Here is a 20,403-nt window from a genome sequence, read left to right on the forward strand (position 1 = left end):
ATGCGGCTGCCGGTCCGATCACCGCTGTCGCCAGGACCGGAACTCCCGAAGCTGTTCCGGCGTGACCACGGTCTCCAGTCGCTCGTCGTCCTGGTCGCCGCCACCGAGCGCGGCCACCAGGCGCCGGGCAGGTACGTTGCGTGGGGTCCGCTCCGCCGTGAGCCGGACCTTGGTGCAGCCCAGTTGTTCGGCCCGGTCGGCCAGCCACTGCAACAGGCGTTCCTCGACGCCCCGTCCGAGTGCGCGGCAGCTCATCAGCCAGGCCAGTACGTCGAGTCGGTCGCCGTCGGCGCGTACGGCCAGGAGGCCGATCTGGCCGTAGTCGCCGAACCGGTCCCGCGCGGCGGCCGTCCACACCTCGCCGTGCTCCCGCCACCGGGCGAGGTCGCCGCCGTCGGCGGACCGGGCCCGGAGGGTGAACTGGTTGGTGCGGCACACGAGTTGATCGGCCCGTTGCACGTCCGCCTCGGCCAGGGCACGGATGTCGACCCGCAACTCCAGCTGCGCGAGGAACTCCTCGAAACCGGCCTGTTCGCGTACGGCGTCCCGTTCCCGTTCCTGTTCGTAGAACCGGGCGCGCAGGGCGTCCTCGGCTGTCGTCGGCGCGGGGACGAGCGGCCACAACCGGCCGAGGAACTCCTCCAATTGGCCGGTCGGCGGGCAGGTGAGCGAGAGCACCTGCGGCAGCGCGGAGCGCATGCCGGCGATCTCGACGGGGTTGTCGTCGAGGAACAGGAAGCTGTCGAGGCCGAGGTTGAGCCTGCGTGCCGCGTCCGCCAGGCGGCCCGACTTGGGACCCCAGGTGGCCGAGAGCACGCTGAAGTGCTCGGCCTTCAGCAGGCTGTCGGGGCGGTCCAGGACGGCCCGGACGGTGTCCTCGTCGTTGTTGCTGACCAGTGCGAGCAGCGCGCCCGCCTCCCGCCACCGCAGCAGCCTGCGTGCCAGCAGGGCGCGCGGACCGGTCAGGTCGACCGCCTCGGGGCCGATCTCCCCGGCCACGCCGCCCCACAGCGTCTCGTCGCCGTCGACCGCGATCACCTTCGGTGCGGGGCGGCGGACCGCCCGTACGATGTCGGCCAGTCGCAGCGCGACCGCTGCCTGGAAGTGCGGGGTGAGGGGCAGGTGGGCCAGCCGTTCGGTCCGCTCGTCGATGCGTTCGTCGACCTCGTGGTACCGGGTCCAGTCGTCGTGGCCGAGCACCGCGATGCCGGGCGACTCGTCCAGTTCCGCGGCGACTTCGCGTTCCCAGCGGGTGAGGCGGTCCGCTGAGCGCGCGGACGGCAGGAAGCCGACGATCAGCGGCTTGCGGGTGCGTTCCGCCAGGGCCCGCAGCGCGGCGGGGTAGGCGGTGCGGAGTTCGGCGAGCAGTTCGTCGTCCACCGGCCCGAACCGCTCGAAGTCCGCCGCCCGCAGCAACACGGCACCCACCGCCGTTGAGGGTTCAGCGAACACGCCGGCAGGGTCCCGCAGGCCCGCCAGCACGTGGTGGTACGGGGCTTCCGCGACCGTCAGTTCCCCGCCCTGCGCGCCTTCGTCGACCGCCGCCTCGCACAGCCGCGGCAGGTTGCCGAGGGCGAAGGTGGCGGCGAGGGCGAGCGTGCCGGGCGCGACAACGGGCGGAGTCGTCCGCACCGGCGCCGTCGGCTCGCCTGCCGTCTCCTCCAGCAGCCGCACCAGCTCCTCCCCCAGCTCGCCCGCGCTCGCCGCGTCCAGGATGTCGAGGTTGTGGTCGAGCCGGATACGGCCCGCGTCCGGGGTCATGGTGATCATCAGGTCGAGGTCGGAGCAGCCGGTGCCGGCGGGCAGGACCTCCAGGTGGGTGAGTGGGCTCGCGGCGGAGCGCACGTAGTTGAAGTACACCTCCACCAACGGCGCGTTCGGCCGGTACAGCCCCTGCTTCGCCAGCGTCGCCAGGACGTCGGAGAACATCGCGCCCTTCGCGAGGATCTTCTCGAGGCGGCCGTCGGTCCGGCGCAGCACGTCCTCGATCCGTTCGTCCGCCCGGGCCTCGGCCGGGAACGGGACCGGCACGCCGTAGAAGCCCACCGCGTCGAAGGCGTCGACGTGGATGCGCGTGTCCACGGGCACGGCGAGCACGAAGCGTTCCCGCTCCCGCAGTCTGGCCAGCAGGACGGTCAGGGTGCCGAGGCAGAACGCGGCGGGGGTCACGGCGAGCTTGCTCGCGGTCGCGGACACACGTTCCATGAGCCCGTCGGGGATCTTCACGGTCACGCTCCCGGCGCGATACGACCGCGTCTGGGGGCGGGGGTGAGCGAGCGTCAGGTCGAGCCGGGCGCTGCCCTGGAACGCCTCGCGCCACTCGGCCGTACCTGCGCCGGGCTCGCCGGTGCGCTGGGCCTCGATCAGCAGGTCGATGTCGCGGTTGGTGACGGTGTCGCCCAGCACGGTCCCGGACAGCTCCGCGTCGATCTCCCCGGCCACCAGCAGCAGCGACTGGAGGTCGCTCACGGCGTGGTGCGCGCCGAACACCAGGACCTGGCCCTGGGCACCGGCGTCGAGCAGCTCGAATCGCCACAGCGGCGGGGCCGTCAGGTCGAACGGCGGCTCCAGCAGGCGCCGCAGCCGGTCGGCGGCGTCGAGCGGCCCGTCGGTGACGGTCGTCCAGCGCAGCAGGGGCTGCCCCAACTCGCGCTCGACCAGCAGCTGTCGCCCGGCCTCCGCGCCCGTGACGATCGCCGTACGCAGTGCCGCGTGCCGTGCTGTGAGCCGGTCGAGGATGCCGGTGAGGGCCTCACGGCTGGTCGGCATCGCAAGCGTTACCGCGAGTCCGACCGCGTGGGCCGCGTCCGGCATGCCGGGCTGGGCGCTGCGCAGGAGTCGTACGACGTCACGGGTGGCGGGCCGCAGTGCGGTCTCGGGTACCTCGGCGACGGCCTCGGCGGGGCGTTCCTCGCGGTTTCCGTCGGGCAGCGCGGTGGCCAGGGCCCGGGCCAGGCCGCGGATGTCGGTCGCCGAGAACACGGCGGCGGCCGGGAGTTCGGCACCGAGTTCCCGGGCGAAGGCGTTGCGCAGGCGGACGAGCATGAGGGAATCCAGGCCCAGTTCCTTCAGGGCCGTGGTCGCGGACACGTCCACGGCTCCCCCCGCGACCTGGACGGCCCGGGCCCGTACGTACGCTTCGAGCCGTTCGGCGCGTTCGTGGTCCGTCGTCGCCGCGAACACGCTCTTGACGAGGCCGTCGGAGCCGGTCGTGGCCGCCGGGGCGCCGACCAGGTCGGCGAGGATCGGGCGGGTGCGTGCCGCGTCCGGATCGAGGGCCAGCAGTTCCCAGTCCAGGGCGAGGGGCGCGAGCTGGCGGCGCTCGGTGCCCAGCACCCGGTCGAACAGTTCGCCGCCCTCCTGCGGGGAGAAGGCGACCAGGCCGGACCGGCCGGTCTCGGCGGCCCGGGTGCCGGACGCGGCGACCATGCCGACGCCCGCCCAGGCGCCCCAGTCCAGGCTCAGCGCCCGGCGGCCGGTGCGGGAGAGGTGATGGGCCCAGGCGTCGAGGAAGGCGTTGGCCGCCGAGTAGGGGCTCTGGCCGGGCGAGCCGAGGAGGCCGGCGGCCGAGGCGAACAGGACGAGGCTGTCGGCCTCCGGGACCAGTTCGGTGAGCAGGGCGGTGCCGAGGACCTTGGGGGCGAGGACGCGCAGGACGCGTTCGTCGGTCAGGTTGGCGACGGTGGCGTCGTCGAGCACACCGGCCGCGTGGACGATTCCGGCGATGGGGCCGGCAACGCGGCGTACGGCGTCCAGGGCGGCGGCCAGGCTGTCGCGGTCGGCCACGTCGGCGCGGGCGAGGTGCACGGCGATCCCGCGCTCCTCCAGTTCCCCGATCCAGCCGACGGCGTCCTCGCTGGGCGTGCCGCGGCTCAGCAGGGCGAGCCGGCGGGCGCCCCGGCCCGCCAGTCGTGCGGCGACGACCCGGCCGAGGCCGCCCAGACCGCCGGTGATCAGATACACGCCGTCCGGGGTGATCCCGCCGTGGCCTTCGTCGTCGGGGCGGGTTCGGGTCAGGCGCGGGACCAGGCGGCTCTCGCCGCGCAGGGCGACGAGGCGTTCGTCGTCGGCGTGGCGCAGCTGTGTCCACAGCGCGTCGACGCCGTCCGTGGGCGGCAGGTCGATCAGTGTGGTCGACAGTTCCGGGTGCTCCTGGGCCACAGCGAGTCCGAAGCCCCAGGCGAGCGCCTGCTCGGGGTGGGTGACCCGGGTGCTGTCTCCGGCGGCCTGGCTGCCTCGTACGACGACGAACAGGCGGGGTGCCCGGCCCTGGGTGCGGTCGGCGAACGTCCGGACCAGGTGCAGGGTGTCCAGGCAGCACACCCGGGCCGCCTGCTCTGCCGTACCGGCGTCCGCGACGGGCGGGGCGTCGAGCGCCGACAGCTGGACGACGCGTTCGGGCGGCGCGTCGGCGAAGGCCTCGTCGAGGAGTCGGGCCAGGTGCCGCGGATCGGCCGGGTCGAGGACGTAACGGCCGGGCCCCTCCGTGCCGTACGTCGATCCCCTGCGGGCGACGACATGCGGCACGGCGGCGGAGTGCAGGCGCTCGCCGAGTGCGTCGGCCACGCCCGTCCCGTCGGCCAGGATCAGCCAACTGCCCTGGCTCGGCGGCTCCTTGGCGACCGGGCGTGACTGCCAGCGGGTTTCGAACAGTGCGCCGTCCAGGGGCGAGAGGGCGGTGAGCGTGAACTCCTCGGCTGCCAGCAGGAGTTGTTCGTCCTCGTCGTACAGGCGCAGGTCTAGGGTCGCCGTGTCGCCGTCCAGGGAGCGCAGGGTGCAGGCCGCCCAGGCGGGTGCCGTACCGCGTCCGGTGAAGCGGAGTCGGCCGACTCCTGCGGGCACGAACGCCCGCCCCTGGGGTGCGTCGCCCGGCAGGGCGGCCGTGTGGAAGGCGGCGTCGAGGACGGCGGGGTGCAGCAGGTGGCCGTCGGCGGGTCTGCGGGTCAGCCTGCCCAGTGCCGCGTCGGCCGAACGGCGGCCCTCCTCCAGACCGCGGAAAGCGGGCCCGTAGTCGATGCCGAGGGCGGTGAGACCGGCGTAGACGGCCGGAAGGTCGGCCGTCTCGTCGCACCGCTCGCGCCACGCGGCAAGGTCGTCGCCCGTGTCCTCGGCGGGTGCGGTGACCGCCACCCGCCCGAGAACGTGCCGCTCCCACGGTGCACCCGTGGCCGCGGAGGCGATGGTGAAGTCCCGGAAGCCGTCCGCGGCCGGGTGCAGGACGAGTTGCAGTCGTACGGGCGTCTCCGCGTCGAGACGCAGCGGCTGTACGAACTTGACGTCGGCCAGCCGGACTCGGCGGCCTTCCTGTACGGCGGTGGCGGCTTCCAGGGCCATGTCGAGGAAGGCGGCGCCGGGGAGCCAGACCTCGCCGGTGACCCGGTGGTCGGCCAGATAGGCGAAGCGGGGATCGCGCAGGTCGACGTCGGTCTGGAAGAGGTGCCGGTCGGGTTCGTCGCTGGACTCGACGTGGGTACCGATCAGCGGCGAGCCGCTGCTCGTCGGGGCGGGTGCGAGCCAGTGGCGTTCCCGGGTGAAGGCGTACGTCGGCAGGTCGACGCGGCGCCCGGCCGGGAACAGGGCCGACCAGTCGGGGGTGTGCCCCGCCGTGTACAGCTCCCCCAGCCCGCGCAGGAGGGCATCCTGTCCGCCGTCGCGGCGGCGCAGTGACGCGACGCCGACCGCGTCGACGCCCTCCTCGGCCGCCACGGCCTCGATCGACGCGCCGAGGGAGGGGTGCGGGCTCAGCTCGACGAAGTAGCGGTAGCCGTCGGCGAGCATCCGCCGGACGGTGTCGGCGAAGCGGACCGGCTCGCTGAGGTTTTCGAACCAGTACCCGGCGTCCAGCCGCTCCCCGGGCATCGGCTCGGCCAGGACCGTCGAGTACAGCGGGGTCGGCGTCGAGGTTCCGCGGACCGCGGCGAAACGGCCGAGGAGTTCCTCACGCAGTGGGTTCATCAAGGGCGTGTGCGAGGCGAACGGGGTCGACAGCCGGCGGGCGGGTATCCGCCGCTCCTCCAGGTGCCCGGCCAGCTCGGCCAGTGCTTCGGCGTCTCCGGAGACGGCCGTGGAGTGGGCGCTGTTGACCGCCGCGACGAACAGCCGGCCGGCGTACGGCGTGAGCAGGTCCTCCACCTGCGGGCGGGGCAGTTCCAGAGCCAGCATGCCGCCCCGGCCGGTCAGTGGTACGACGGCCTGAGCGCGCCCGGTCACCACGGTGACGGCGTCGTCCAGGGTGAGCGCGCCCGCACTGTACGCGGCGGCGATCTCGCCGAGGCTGTGTCCGATCACGGCGTCCGGCGTGACACCGAGGGAGCGCCAGGCGGCGGCCAGTGCCGCGTTGACGGCGAACAGCAGCGGCTGGAGGATCTCGGTCCGGTCGAAGCACGCGGTGTCCTCGGTGTCGCGCAGGACATCGAGCACGGACCAGCCGGCGTGCCTGCCCACCGCCTCGTCGATCCGGGTCAGCTCGTCGCGGAACACCTCCGACTCGGCGAGCAACTGCCCGCCCATGCCGGGCCATTGACCGCCGTGCCCCGAGAGGACGAAGGCGACTTTGCCCGTCTGTTCCTCGCGGGTCGGCGCGATCGGGCTCCGCCCGTCCGCCAACGCGCCGAGTCCTGCGAGGAGTTGGCCCCGATCGCCCGCGACGAGCACCGCGCGCCGCTCGAAGTGGCTGCGGTGTCGGGCCAGCGTGTGGGCGACGCCGGGCAGGTCGGTGTCCGCAGTGAGGTGCGCGGCCAGGCGGGCGGCCTGCTGCCGTACGGCGGTGTCACCGCGTCCGGACAGCACGAACAGCCCTGCACCCGGGCCGGATTGGGACTTCGGAGGTTCGGCCTCCGTGCGCGGGGCCTCTTCCACGATGACGTGCGCGTTGGTTCCGCTGATCCCGAAGGCACTCACCCCGGCCCGTCGGGGCCGCTCGGCCGACGACGGCCACGGCAGCGGCTCCTGGAGCAGACGCAGCCCGCTGTCGTCCCAGTCCACGTGACGACTGGGCGTACCGGCGTGCAGGGTGCGCGGCAGCGTCTCGTGCCGCAGCGACTGCACCACCTTGATCAGCCCGGCGACACCCGAAGCGGCCTGCGCGTGCCCGATGTTGGACTTCAACGAGCCCAGGTGCAGCGGACGGCCCTGGGGACGGGCGTCGCCGAACACCTCGGCGAGGGCGTTCGCCTCGATCGGGTCGCCGAGGGCCGTGCCGGTGCCGTGGGCCTCGACGTAGTCGATGTCGGCGGGCTCCAGCCCGGACAGGTCCAGGGCCCGCCGGATCACCTGCTCCTGCGCCGGGCCGTTCGGCGCGGACAGGCCCTGACTGCGGCCGTCCTGGTTGACGGCGGTGCCGCGCAGCACGGCCAGCACCTCGTCGCCGTCCCGGCGGGCGTCACCGAGCCGCTTGAGTACGACCATCCCCGCGCCCTCGGCCCAGATGGCGCCGTCGGCCCCGTCGGAGAAGGAGCGGCAGCGGCCGGTCGGGGACAGACCGCGCAGCCGGCTGAACTCGACGAAGGTCTGCGGTGTCACCATCAGCGTCACTCCGCCGGCGAGGGCGAGGTCGCACTCGCCCGCGCGCAGCGCCTGTGCCGCCAGGTGGACCGCCACCAGGGACGACGAGCAGGCGGTGTCGACGGTCAGCGCGGGGCCGTTCAGGCCGAGGGTGTAGGCGAGCCGGCCGGAGGCGACGCTGAGGGCGGTGCCGGTGCCGACGTATCCGTCGAGCTGTTCGAGCCGGGAGCCGGACAGGTAGTCGCTGCCGAACATGCCGACGTACACGCCGGTGGTGCTGCCCGCGAGCCGGGCGGGGACGATGCCGGCGCGTTCCAGCGCCTCCCAGGTCGTCTCCAGCAGGAGTCGCTGCTGGGGGTCCATGGCGGCGGCCTCCTTCGGGGTGATGCCGAAGAAGCCCGCGTCGAAGGACTCGATGTCGTCGAGGAACCCGCCTTCGCGGGCGTACGACTTGCCCATCGCCTCCGGGTCCGGGTCGTACAGCGACTCGACGTCCCAGCGTCCGGCCGGGAAGGGTCCGACCGCGTCACGCCCCTGGGTGACGAGCTCCCACAGACCCTCCGGATCGCTCACGCCGCCGGGCAGACGGCAGGCCATGGCGACGAGGGCGACGGGCTCGTCGGTCGCGGGTGTCGTGGGGCGGGTTGTCGCCCGCGCGGGTGCGGTGGGGCGGGTCGTCGCGAGGGCCGAGGTCAGGAGGTGGTCGGTGAGGCGGGCCGGTGTGGGGTGGTCGAAGAGGAGTGTGGCGGGGAGTTTGGTGCCGAGACGGGTGCTGAGGCGGTTGCGCAGTTCGACCGCAGTCACCGAGTCCATGCCCAGTTCACGCAGCGGCTGGTCGGGGCGAACGGCTTCCGCGGAGCGCATGCCGAGGGCCAGGGATGCCTCCTCGCGGACCAGGGCGAGGACGCGGGCGGCCCGTTCGGCCTCGGGCAGTCGGGCGAGACGGTCCGCGAGGCGCCGGCCGACGTCGTGCCCGGTGCGGGGCGCGGGCAGCAGCGAGCGCCAGAGGGCGGCGCCCGGTCCGTCGGTCGCGGCCGCGTTGTCCCGCAGGCGCGGCAGGTCCAGGGCCCAGGCGACCAGGTGCGGGCGGTTCCGGCGCAGGGCGAGGTCGACGAGGTCGCGGCCCAGGTCCGCGGTGAGGGCGCGCTGGCCGAGGCGGGCCATCCGATCGAGGTCCGCGTGCGCGGCGGCCAGGCCCTCGCCCGCCCATGCGCCGAAAGAGACCGAGACGCCGGGCAGTCCCGACGCCTTGCGGTGGTGGGCCAGTTGGTCGAGGAAGACGTTGGCGGCCGCGTAGTTGGCCTGGCCCGCGGTGCCGAGGACACCGGCGGCCGAGGAGACCAGCAGGAAGAGGTCGAGCGGCAGGCCGGCGGTGAGGCGGTGCAGGTGGGCGGCGCCGTCGACCTTGGGGCGCAGGACCTGGGCGAGGCGCTCGGGGGTCAGCTCGGCGACGATCCCGTCGGCCAGGACGCCGGCGCAGTGCACGACACCGCGCAGGGGGAGGTCGTGGCCGACGCGGGCGAGCAGGTCGGTCACCGCCTCGGCGTCCGCGATGTCGCACGCCGCCACCTCGACCTGGGCGCCGAGCGCGGTCAGTTCGGCGGTGACCTCGGCGGTGCGCGGATCTTCGGGCCCCTGACGTGACGTCAGCAGCAAGCGGGAAACGCCGCGTTCGGCGAGCAGGCGGGCGATGTGGCAGCCGACGGCGCCCAGCCCGCCGGTGACCAGTACGGTGCCGTCGGTGGGGATTTCGGTCGGGATTCCGGCCACGTCGGCCGGGCGGGCCCGCACCAGGCGGGGTGCGAGCAACGCGCCTTGGCGTGCGGCCAGTTCGGGCTCATCGGCTTGCCCGACGGCTGCCGTCAGCGCGGCGGCGAGCGCCACCCCGTCGAGGTCCGGGTCATCGAGGTCCAGCAGGGTGAGTCCGAGGTCGGGGTGCTCGGCGCGGGCGCTGCGGGCCAGTCCCCAGAGCACCGACTGGGACAGACCGGGGACGGTGTCGCCGTCGCCGGCCGCGACCGCACCCCGGGTCACCCACACCACCCGGGCGGGCGCCTCCTCGGCCGGCAGGGCGATCAGCGCCTGCAGCTCGCGGAGGGCGGTGGACGCCAGCTCCTGTGCCGCGGCGGCGGTTTCCCCGTCCGGCGCCGGGTGCCGCCAGAACCGTACGAGAACGTCGGTGCCCGTCTCGCGCACCTCGATCCCGGACGCGTCGAGAGCGCGGAGGGCTTCGGCGGCCAGCGGATCGTGCCGGTCACCGACGACGCTCCAGAAGGTGCCGGGCGTCCCGCCCGACCGCGCGTCGACGGCCGTCCACGCCAGCTCGTACAGGTGCCGCCCGTTCTCCGAACCTCCCCGCAGGTCCGCGGGGCTCGCGGCGCGCAGCCGTACGGACTCCAGGCGGCCGACGGGGAAACCGTCGGCGTCCCACAGCGTCACGTCCAGGGTGAGGTCGGTCCCCGAGCCTCCGGTCCGCCGTACGGACGCGGTCAGTTGGGTGGCGCCGCCGGGCGGCAGGACGCAGCGGCCCACCGCGATGGGGAGCAGGACCCGGTCCTCGGACGTGTCGAACGCGGCGGCGACGTGCAGCGCGGCGTCCAGGAGCGCCGGGTGGACCGGATACGGGTCGTCCGCGTCACGGGCCACCGGGGGCAGGGACAGGCGGGCCAGCAGTTCGCCCTCGCCGGTCGTGACGGCCTGCCTTACGGCCTGGAAAGCGGGGCCGTAGCCCAGACCGAGGCCGGTCAGGCGGGCGTACGTCTGCTCGCCCCAAGCGTCTTCGGCGGTCTCCGGCCACACCGGCGGCCGCCCCGCTGTCGCGGAGGCCGGCTCGGCGGCCGACGCCGTCGCGTGCAGCGTCCATCCCGCCGACTCGTCGCCGCGTGGGCGACTGTGCACGGTGATCTCCGGTACCGGGCCGGCGGTGGTCACCTCGACGGACACCTCGACCGTGCCGGAGGCGGGCAGGGTCAGGGGCGCGAGCAGGAGCAGGTCGGTGACGTCACCCGGGCGGGCCACGGCGAGCGCCGCGCGGCACAGTTCCATCAAGGTGGTGCCCGACACCACGGTGCGGCCGAAGACGGTGTGGTCCGGCAGCCAGTCCGTGGTGGCCGTCGACCACTCGTTGCGGAACGTCCAGCGGGTCTCGTCCGGGGACTGGAGCTGGATGCCGAGCAACGGGTGGGCGGCGCGGTCGAAGAAGCCGACGCCCCCGCCGACGCTCGCGGGCTCGATCCAGTGGCGCTGCTGGTCCCAGGCATACGTCGGCAGGTTCGCCGGGTCGGTGTCCGGCACCAGGCGGCGCCAGTCGAGGTGCCGCCCGTGGACGTGGAGTTCGGCGGCGGCGCGGTCCAGGCAGGCGGGGCCGCTCTCGTCGCGGCGCAGCGAGCCGACGGCGACCAGGTCCAGGTCCGTGTCCTCGGCGACCGTGCGCAGGGCCGTCAACAGGGCGGGGTGGGGGCTCAGTTCGACGAAGTGGCGGTAGCCGTCGGCGGCCATGCGCTCCACGGTGGCGGCGAAGCGGACGGGCTCGCGCAGGTTGGTGTACCAGTAGTCCGCTTCGAGTTCCTCGGTGACCGGTTCGCCGGTGACGGTGGAGTACCAGGCGACGGAGGTCGGGTAGGTGGTGACGCCGTCGAGTTCGTCGAGGATCGTTGCACGGACCGGCTCGACCTGAGCGCTGTGGGAGGCGTAGTCGACGTCGAGGCGGCGGACGAACACCTGCTGCCGGTCGAGGTCGGCAAGGAGGGTCTCCACGGAGTCCACGTCACCGGCGATCACGGTCGAGCGGCCGCTGTTGACGGCGGCGACCGAGATACGGCCCTCGTGCTCCGCGAGGCGGGCGGTCACCTCGGTGTGCGGCAGGGCGACGACGGCCATGGTGCCGGTGCCGGACAGGTCGGTCAGGGCCTGGCTGCGCAGGGCGACGACGGCTGCGGCGTCGTTGAGGCTCAGTGCCCCGGCGACACAGGCGGCGGCGACCTCGCCCTGGCTGTGCCCGATCACCGCGTCGGGGCGTATGCCGCGGGCCCGCCACACGGCCGCCAGCGACACCATCACGGCGAAGAGGACCGGCTGGACGACATCCACGCGGTCCAGGGAGGGTGCGCCCGCGTCGCCGCGCAGGACGGCCGCGACCGACCAGGTGGTGAAGGGGCGCAGTGCGGCGTCACAGCGGTCGAGTTCGTCGGCGAACACCGGGTCGCCGTCGAGCAGGTCGCGGGCCATGCCGGTCCACTGGGACCCCTGGCCGGGGAAGACGAAGGCCAACTTGCCGTCCTGTCCGGCCTGTTGCGGCCCGACGACCAGATCGGGGTCGGCCTGTCCCTCGGCCGGCCCGTGCAGGGCGGCCAGCAACTCGTCGCGGTCGCCCGCCTGGATGACGACCCGGTGCTCGAAGTGCGTGCGGTGATGGGCCAGCGTGGCGGCCACGGACGACAGCGGGGCGTACGGCTCGGCGGCGAGGGCCCGGCGGAGGCGGTCGGCCTGCCCCTGAAGGGCGGGCCGGCTACGGGCGGAGAGCGGGAAGAGGCTCGGCGCGGGACGGTCGTCGGTTCTCGGACCGACCTGATTCGACGCGGTCTCCTCGGACAGACGGGCGGGGCCCCGCTCCGACTCCCCACCCGGCCGCGCCGGGTCCCTCGGGGCCTCCTCCAGTACCACGTGCGCGTTCGTGCCGCTGATGCCGAACGCGCTCACGCCGGCCCGCCGTATTCGCTCGTCGTTCCGGGGCCAGGCTCGGGCGGTGGTGAGCAGGGTCAGGCCGCTGTCGGTCCAGTCGACGCGGTCGGTCGGGGTGTCGGCGTGCAGGGACGGCGGGAGTTGCTCGTGGGCGAGGGACAGCACCGTCTTGATGATGCCGCCGATGCCCGCGGCGGCCTGGGTGTGGCCGATGTTGGACTTCAGCGAGCCGATGCCGAGCGGTCGGTCGGCGGGGCGGGCCGGCCCGAACACGGCGGCCAGCGCGCGGCCCTCGATGGGGTCGCCGAGCGGGGTACCGGTGCCGTGGGTCTCGACGTAGTCCAGGTCGCCGGGCCGGAGACCGGCCGCGTCCAGCGCGGCGTGCAACACCCTTTCCTGGGCAGGCCCGTTGGGCGCGCTCAGGCCCTGACTGCGGCCGTCCTGGTTGATCGCCGAGCCCTTGACGACCGCGAGGACCCGGTCCCCGTCCCGGCGGGCGTCCGTCAGCCGCTTGAGCAGGACCAGGCCGCACCCCTCGGCCCACACCACACCGTCCGCACCGGCCCCGAACGCACTGCACCGCCCCGACGGCGACAGCCCGCGCAGCCGGCTGAACTCCACGTGCCCGCGCGGCGTCACCAGCAGCGTGGCCCCGCCGGCCAGCGCCAGGTCGCACTCACCGCCCGCCAGCGCCCGCGCCGCCAGATGCAGGGCGACGAGGGAGGAGGAGCAGGCGGTGTCGACGGTGACCGCCGGGCCCTGGAGGCCGAGGGTGTAGGCGATGCGCCCGGAGGCCACGCTGGACGCCGAGCCGGTGCCTACGTGCCCGTCGAGTTGGGCCAACGGGGCAGAGGCCAGATAGCCACTGTCGTACAGGCCGACGTAGACGCCCGTTGAGCTGCCGTTCAGTGTCTCGGGGACGATCCCGGCGCGCTCGATCGTCTCCCAGGCGGTCTGCAGGAGCAGCCGCTGCTGCGGGTCCATGGCGGCGGCCTCGCGCGGCGAGATGCCGAAGAAGGCCGCGTCGAAGCGGTCGATACCGTCGAGATAGCCACCGTGCAGGGAGTACGCCGTGCCGGTGGCCTCCGGGTCGGCGTCGTAGAGGTCCTGCGTGTTCCAGCGGCCCGGCGGCACCTCGGTCACGACCTCCTCGCCGGCGGACAGCAGTCGCCACAGCGCCTCGGGGTCGTCGGCGCCGCCCGGGAAGCGGCAGGCCATGGAGATGATCGCGATGTCGTCGTCCGCGCGTGCGGGATGCACGGACAAGGACTCGACGACGGCAGGAGCTGGGGCGCCGCCGAACACGGCCTCGGCGAGTGCCTCGACCGTCGGGTGGTCGAAGACCATGGACGGGTCGAGGGCCTGACCCGTCCGCTCCGAGAGTTCCGCGGCCAGGGTCACCAACTGGCGGGAGCCCAGGCCGAATTCGGCGATCGGCCGACGCGGGTCGACGGTCAGCGGGTCCAGCCCGGACGCCTCGGCCACGGCGGACACCAGCCACGCACGCACCGCCTCGGGTGTGGTGACGGACTGCTTCGGGGACTCGTTCGCAGGCATCTGGGCAGGTCCTCGTGAAGTCGGGCTCGGGCTGTTTCCCGTACGGGCGATGGCGATACGGCCGGCAAGGCGGGCTTACGGCTGAACACGTGGCCGGGGTACGGCCGTTGGGGCACCGTCGGCGCGGGGGTGTGCGCCGACGGCGGGCGGTGTCAGCGGGTGGCCGGCGCGGCGAGCACGGCGAGGGTGCCGCTCAGGTGGGCCGTCCGCGTGGCGCGGCGCTGGATCTTGCCGCTGGACGTCTTGGGGATCGTGCCGGGGTGGACGAGGACGACGTCGCGCACGGACACGCCGTGGGCCTCGCCGATCGCGCTGCGGATCAGGTCGGTGATCTTCTCCGCCTCGCCCTCGGCGTCCGGGGCCGCCTCGGCGACCAGGACGACCTGTTCACCGTCCACTCCCCCGTCGACGGAGAACGCGGCGGTGCAGCCGGGACGCAGGGCGGGGTGGGCCATCTCGGCGGACAGTTCGAGGTCCTGGGGGTAGTGGTTGCGGCCGTCGATGACGATGAGGTCCTTGAGGCGGCCGGTGACGAACAGTTCGCCGTCGCGCAGGAATCCGAGGTCGCCGGTGCGCAGGAAGCGGCCGTCGCGGCCGGCGAGGGTGGCGCGGAAGGTCTCGCGGGTGGCGAGGGTGTTGCGCCAGTAGCCCTTGGCGACGCTCGCGCCGGCCGCCCAGATCTCGCCGACCTCGCCCTCGGGGAGTTCCTTGTGGAGTTCGGGGTCGGCGATCACCAGGGTCACGCCCGGGCCGGGGCGCCCGCAGCCGACCGCCGCGGCGTCCGCCTCGCCCGCGTGCGGTCCGGTGTCCGCGGCTGCGAGGAGCGTGGGCGGGGCGCCCACCGTGCCGCCGGTGACCATCACGGTGGACTCGGCGAGGCCGTAGCAGGGGTAGAAGGCCTCGCGGCGGAAGCCGGCCGGGGCGAAGGTCGCGGTGAACCGTCGCAGGGTGGCGGGGCGCACCGGTTCGGCGCCGTTGAAGGCGACCTTCCAGGAGGTCAGGTCGAGTTCGTCGACGAGTTCGGGGCCGGCGTGCTTCAGGCACAGCTCGTAGGCGAAGTTGGGGCCGCCGCTGGTGTGCGGGCGGTAGCGGCTGACGGCCTTCAGCCAGCGGTCGGGCCGCTGGAGGAAGTGCAGCGGGGAGAACAGGGTGGTGGTGAGGCCGAGGTAGACCGTGTTGAGGACCGGCCCGATGAGGCCCATGTCGTGGTACGTGGGCAGCCAGCTGACGATCAGTTCGCGGCCGTACTCCTCGATGGTGTCCGGGGTGTGGCCCATCCGTTCGGTGATGACCCGTTCGTTGTCGAGCAGGTTGCCGTGGGTGACGACCACGCCCTTGGGGGCGGAGGTCGAGCCGGAGGTGTACTGGAGGAAGGCCACCGAGTCGGCACCGAGGTCGGGTTCACGCCAGGAGGCGGCCGACTCGTCAGGGATGTCCTCGGTGGCCACGCAGGTGATGTCGGCGAGCTCGGGCAGCTGCTCGGCCATGCCGGTCAGGGCGGCGATCACTTCACGGCCGCCCAGGATCACCTTGGCGTCCGCGTCGGCTATGAGGCGCTTGGTCCGGGTCAGCGCGCGGTGGTTCTGCGCCCGGCCCTGCGGGGGCACGCCCGGGACGGCGACGACCCCGGCGGACAGGCAGCCCAGGTAGCCGCTGATGAACTCCAGGCCGGGCGGGTACAGCAGCATGGCGCGGGATCCGGTCAGGCCGCGCTCCTGGAGCCAGGCGGCGATCGCCCGGGCGCGTCCGGCCAGCCGCCCGTAGGAGATGTCCTGGATCTCCCCGTCGCAGTCGCCTGTGACGAGGAAGCGGTATGCGATCCGGTCGGGCTGGTGCGAGGCGTGCGTGGTCAGCAGGTCGACGAGGGAACGAGCCATATGTACGTGTCTCACCTGTCTGGATAGGTGGCGAGGGAACTGGAGTTCGAGGGCCGCGTCATGGGTGTACGCGGAGGCCGCGGGCGGACCGGCCCCCTTGCCGTCCGTCCCTCTCGACCACTCGCCCGAAGGTGCCGCGATACAGCTTGCTACCGGCGAGTAACACGTTAGCAAGTCCCCGGGCGCGGCGGAGGCCACAGTGTAAACCCTGTGCGTCAAACGGAATTTGAGAGCTCAACGACATGGCAGGCAAAAGGCCCGGACGCCGAGCAGCTCTCGGTCGTCCGGGCCTGGATGGCCGGTTGCGGTCAGCCGCCGTCGAGTCGGGCGCGCAGAAGCCCCTTGCCCAGTTCGGCACCCTTGCGGCTGTCCGCCTGGGCCTTGCGGAACAGGTCGGCGACCTCGGTGTCCTTCTCGCGCTCCGCGTCCTGGATGTAGCTCTCCAGACGCAGCGCGTTGCTCAGGCACGCCTCCACATACCAGATCAGGTTGTAGTCCTTGTCCGGCGTACCGGTCACGCCGCCGGTCTCCGTGCTGCTGGTCATTCGGGCCTCCTCCAGCGGTAGACGTTCCGGGACCGCCCGGGTACCCGCCGTCCGGCCGGACACACCGCCCAGCAATACCGACAGATGCCACAGAAACGAACAGAGCACCGGCACTTTCGAAGCGATGTGTCCATCGACCGTGCGAGACCGGTCGACGACGGTGGGTACTGTGCTGCGGGTGCCTCATGTGAGGGCTTCTCGCTCCACATCGGCAGCGGGTCGCCGCGCTCGCGGTGCAACAGGCCGCGCGGCGCGCGGACCCCGGCCGTGGGACGCGACGGCCGCGGACGACTCGCCGGTGCTCGGCATGACGGCCGCGGCCCAACTCGCTGTGCCGCGGACGGCGCCGCCCACCTCCGGTACGGCGCCTCGCCGATCGACACCTTCGAGCGGGTCGAGCCGCACGATCTGCGGGCGCGGGTGGATCGGGCGGTGCGTCTTTGGTCGGCCGGGTCGGGCCACGGGCCGAGACCGATCCGGTGGGCCGGTTCGCCCGTCCGCTGCCGACGCTCACGACAGCGGCGGACGCCCGGCGCACCGAGCCGAAGCGCGAGAGCGCGACCGGTCCCCCGTTCCGGTCGTGCCCCCGCGGTGCCTAGAACTTACGTGTGGAACGGAACCGTTGTGAATCGCGTCGATGCCCGCTGTGCCGCGCACATGGCTCACCTGTGCACAGGTGAGTCCGGATGGCCCGGATTCGCCCGGTCGAGGACGGGCGGTTCGAGGTCTCCCAGGACCAGGTGGGCGAGGACGACCTCGTAGAGATCGCTGCCGGCGGCGAGCAGCCGGTGTTCGAGGACGGGTTCCGCACTGCGGACGTGCTCGCGCACGGTCTGCGCGTGCATGCCGAGTGTCTGGGCGGCCCGTTCGGAGTTCCCGCCGGCCGCGATCCACGTGCGCAGCGTCCGGCGCAGGTCACGGGCGTCGCTGTCCAGCCGGCCGAGGAGGGCGTGCGCCCAGGCCCGTACCGCGGTCCCGGCGAGGAGATCGGCGAGCCGGGTGGGGGCCTGCTGTGTGTCGCCCCGCGCGGCCGGGATCTCCGCGAGGCCGATCTGGGTGTTCAGAGCGAGGTGGGCGGCGGCGCGGACGGTGAGGTCGGAGAAGTCGGTGCCCAGCAGGCCTTCGACGCGTTCCATGCGGGCGCGGACCGTGTTGCGGCTGACGCCGAGGACCTTCGCCGCGTTCACGGCGGTGAACTCCAGGCCGAGCCGGGTGGTGGCGAGGAGTTCGGCGCGGGTGTGGTGCGGCAGCGTGTCGAGCGGACGCAGCACACGCGCGGTCCAGTCACGGAGGGCGAAGGGGTCCATCAGGCGTTCGGGGTGGGTGCGCTCGGCGTAGACGGCCGCCTTGTCGGGCCGGAAATGCGCGACGGCGAGGGCGCTGACGGCCTGCCCGTAGGCGGTGGCGGTGCGGGCCAGGCTCTGCCGGACGCTGCCGCCGAGGAAGACGCCGGGGTGGCGCTCGATGAGCGACCGCAGGGCCGCTCCGGCGGCCTCACCCGGAGTCACGACGATCACGTGCCCGTCCACGGCGGGGCAGCGCACCACGAGGGCCTGCTCCCGGGTCGCGTCGAGGCACTCCTCGGCGATGCGGTCGCGCTCCGCGGCGTCGCCTTCGAGGACGTAGACGCAGGCCGTGTCCGTGTCGAGCAGGCCCGGCCACAGACCCGCGGCGACACGGCGGGCGGACACGGTGTCCTCCACCATCAGCAGCTGCAGGATCGCCAGCCTCAGGTCGGAGGTCGCCCGCTCCAGCCGGCGTCCGGCGAGGGCCGTCTCACGTGCCCGCAGCAGCACTTCGACGACCTGCGCGGTGTGCGTCACGATCTCGGACGCCCGCCGGTCGAACGGGGTCGTCCGCGCCACCGCGAGCACTCCGGCCGAGGACGGGCCCGGCCGTTCCACCCTGACGATCCGCAGATGCCGGCCCTCTCCCTCCCACGCGGCGGAGGCGATGCGCCCGGCGACGATGTCCGCGACCAGATCCGCGTCGAGGTCGGCTTCCCTCGGCAGCCGGGTGCCGCCGAGGAGCGCGCCGGTGTGGTCCTGGAGGGAGGCCTCGCCCCGCACGGTGTCGGCGAGCCATGCGACGACCCGGCGTACGTCGCGCCCGGTCGGGCGCAGATGGTCGAGCAACTCCTGTGCCCACACCGCGTCCTGCGGGCCCGTCACCTCCGGGTGACGGAACCCGTCCTCTCGGCCAGCCACGTCGGCCTTCTCCTCCCCCCTCGCATCGTCCGGTATGTCGGTCGGGGACGTTACACGCCCCGTCGCGTACGCGAACCTGCCGGTGGCCGCCGGGAGACTCAAGTCGGCTCGCCGGGGCCTCGGTCAGGTGAGCAGCGAGCCCGTCCCCTGGGGGTCGAAACCGGCGAGGGCCTCATCGATGCGGGCAAGGCTGTCGGCATGCAGGTCGACGCGGGCGGCGGACAGGTTCTCGGCGATGTGGGCCGGGGTACGGCTGCCGGGGATCGGCACCACGTGGTCGTCCTGGTGCAGCAGCCACGCCAGCGCCAACTGGCCCGGGGTCAGGCCGAGGTCGGCCGCGATGCCGCGCAGGGGAGCGTAACGGTCGTTGTTGGCCTTGAGGTTGGCCTCGTCGAAGCGGGAGATGTTGCGGCGGAAGTCGTCCTCGGCGAGGTTGTCCACCTTGCCGGCCAGGAACCCGCTGCCGAGCGGACTCCAGGCCACGATCCCCACGCCCAGTTCGCGGGCGGCGGCGTGCAGTTCGGGGTCGGCGGGCTGCCACATCGACCACTGGGTCTGCACGGCGGCGACCGGGTGGACCGCGTGGGCCCGGCGCAGTTGGCCGGCGGTGACGTTGGACAGGCCCAGGTGGCGCACCAGGCCGTCCTTCACGAGGTCCGCGACGGCGCCGACGGTGTCCTCCAGCGGGACCTGCGGGTCGGGGAAGTGCGGGTAGTACAGGTCGATCACGTCGGTGCCCAGGTTGCGCAGCGACTGCTCGGCGTACCCGCGTACGTAGCGGGGCTCGGCGTTCACGGCGAGCTCGCCGAAGGCGTACGACACCGGGAAGCGGTGGCCCTCGGCGCCCTCGGGGACGCGGAAGCCGAACTTGGTGGCGACGACCACGCCGTCCCGGCGGCCCTTGAGGGCCTCGCCGACGAGGCGTTCGTTGTGGCCGTCGGCGCCGTAGCCGTCTGAGGTGTCGATGAGGGTGGCGCCCTCGTCGAGTGCGGCGTGCAACGCGGCGACGGCACGCTCGTCGTCGATCTCGCCGTACATGCCGGGCGACAGCACCATCGCGCCGAAGCCGATCGCGGAGGTCTCGAGGTCGCCGAGGAAACGGTGGGGCAGGGTGGTCATCGGTTGCTCCTGGTCGTCCGGTCTCGTGGATCTCTGGTGATCTCGTGTGATCTCTTGTGGCCCCAGCCTCTCCTCGGTTCCCTGCCGCCGTCCAAGACATTTCGCTATAACCGTTGGTTATGGACGTTCATGTGCGCGACCTTCGGTACTTCACGGTGCTCGCGGAGCATCTGCACTTCACCGTGGCCGCCCAGAAGCTCTTCATCTCGCAGCCCGCCCTGTCGAAGCAGATCCGGGCGCTGGAGCGGCAGTTGGGCTTCCCGCTGCTGGAACGAAGGCCCCGCGAGGTCGTGTTGACGCCCCAGGGACAGGCCCTGCTGCCGAGGGCCCGGGACCTGGTGGCGGCATGGGACAGGGCGTGGCATCAGGCGCGGGCCGCCGGGCCGACGTTCTCTCTCACCGTCGGCATGCAGACGGCCGTCGGCCGCGACCTGCAGCGTGAGGCGCTGGCCCGGTTCCGGGACCAGGGCTGGCGGATCTCCCTGCGGCTGGTGAGCTGGGAAGATCCGACCGCCGGGCTCGGCGACGGGGGTTCGGACGTGGCGTTCCTGTGGCTGCCGCTCCCGGCGCCGGGCCTCGTCTCCCGCACGCTGGTCCGCGAAGGCCGCTGGGTCGCTCTGCCGCCCGACCACCGGCTGGCCGCCCTGCCGGAGGTGGACCTCGCCGACCTCGCCGACGAACCCTTCGTGGCGCTGCCCCCCTCTGCCGGACCGGTGCGGGACTTCTGGCTGGCCACCGACGCGCGCGAGGGCCGTGAGCCCCGGATCGGTACCGAGGTGACGTCTCCTGCCGACACGTTCGAGTCCGTCGCCTCCGGACTGGGGGGGGGGGGGGGGGGGGGGGGGGGGGGGGGGGGGGGGGGGGGGGGGCGGCGCGGGGCGGCGGGGGGGCCGGCGCCGGGCGGCGGGGCCCGGC

The 20,403-nt window shown here is 73.6% G+C and carries 6 protein-coding genes; 1 reads left to right on the forward strand and 5 read right to left on the reverse strand.

The genetic code is table 11. The features are described 5' to 3' along the window. Positions 1–18: 18 nt before the first annotated feature. From ACFYO2_RS25685 to ACFYO2_RS25705, 5 genes are all read right to left on the reverse strand, one after another. Entirely contained in the window at positions 19–13,740 is a 13,722-nt protein-coding gene (locus tag ACFYO2_RS25685; RefSeq protein ID WP_388353397.1) for an SDR family NAD(P)-dependent oxidoreductase, read from the reverse strand. Between the two features lie 152 nt (positions 13,741–13,892). Continuing rightward, positions 13,893–15,617: a fatty acyl-AMP ligase gene (locus ACFYO2_RS25690; protein WP_388353400.1), complete on the reverse strand. Its 1,725-nt coding sequence runs from the start codon at positions 15,615–15,617 to the stop codon at positions 13,893–13,895. Positions 15,618–15,925: 308 nt separating this feature from the next. Next, positions 15,926–16,162: a hypothetical protein gene (locus tag ACFYO2_RS25695; RefSeq protein WP_388353403.1), complete on the reverse strand. Its 237-nt coding sequence runs from the start codon at positions 16,160–16,162 to the stop codon at positions 15,926–15,928. A 662-nt stretch (positions 16,163–16,824) separates the two neighbouring features. Then, complete coding sequence (locus tag ACFYO2_RS25700; RefSeq protein ID WP_388353406.1) at positions 16,825–18,369, reverse strand: helix-turn-helix domain-containing protein; 1,545 nt, start codon at positions 18,367–18,369, stop codon at positions 16,825–16,827. Between the two features lie 123 nt (positions 18,370–18,492). Continuing rightward, positions 18,493–19,488, reverse strand: coding sequence for an aldo/keto reductase (locus ACFYO2_RS25705; RefSeq protein WP_388353409.1), 996 nt, complete (start codon positions 19,486–19,488; stop codon positions 18,493–18,495). A gap of 131 nt (positions 19,489–19,619) precedes the next feature. Between ACFYO2_RS25705 and ACFYO2_RS25710 the strand changes: the two genes are divergently transcribed. After that, positions 19,620–20,403, forward strand: a 784-nt coding sequence (locus tag ACFYO2_RS25710) for a LysR family transcriptional regulator (RefSeq protein ID WP_388353412.1), incomplete at its 3' end; no start/stop codon positions are given.

Source organism: Streptomyces sp. NPDC006602, from assembly GCF_042870385.1.
Taxonomy (GTDB): Bacteria; Actinomycetota; Actinomycetes; order Streptomycetales; family Streptomycetaceae; genus Streptomyces.

Bases quoted from the DNA above. Each gene is read 5' to 3' on its own strand.
- ACFYO2_RS25690 (WP_388353400.1), bottom strand. From the start codon at position 15,617: ATGGCTCGTTCCCTCGTCGACCTGCTGACCACGCACGCCTCGCACCAG.
- ACFYO2_RS25705 (WP_388353409.1), bottom strand. From the start codon at position 19,488: ATGACCACCCTGCCCCACCGTTTCCTCGGCGACCTCGAGACCTCCGCG.
- ACFYO2_RS25695 (WP_388353403.1), bottom strand. From the start codon at position 16,162: ATGACCAGCAGCACGGAGACCGGCGGCGTGACCGGTACGCCGGACAAG.
- ACFYO2_RS25685 (WP_388353397.1), bottom strand. From the start codon at position 13,740: ATGCCTGCGAACGAGTCCCCGAAGCAGTCCGTCACCACACCCGAGGCG.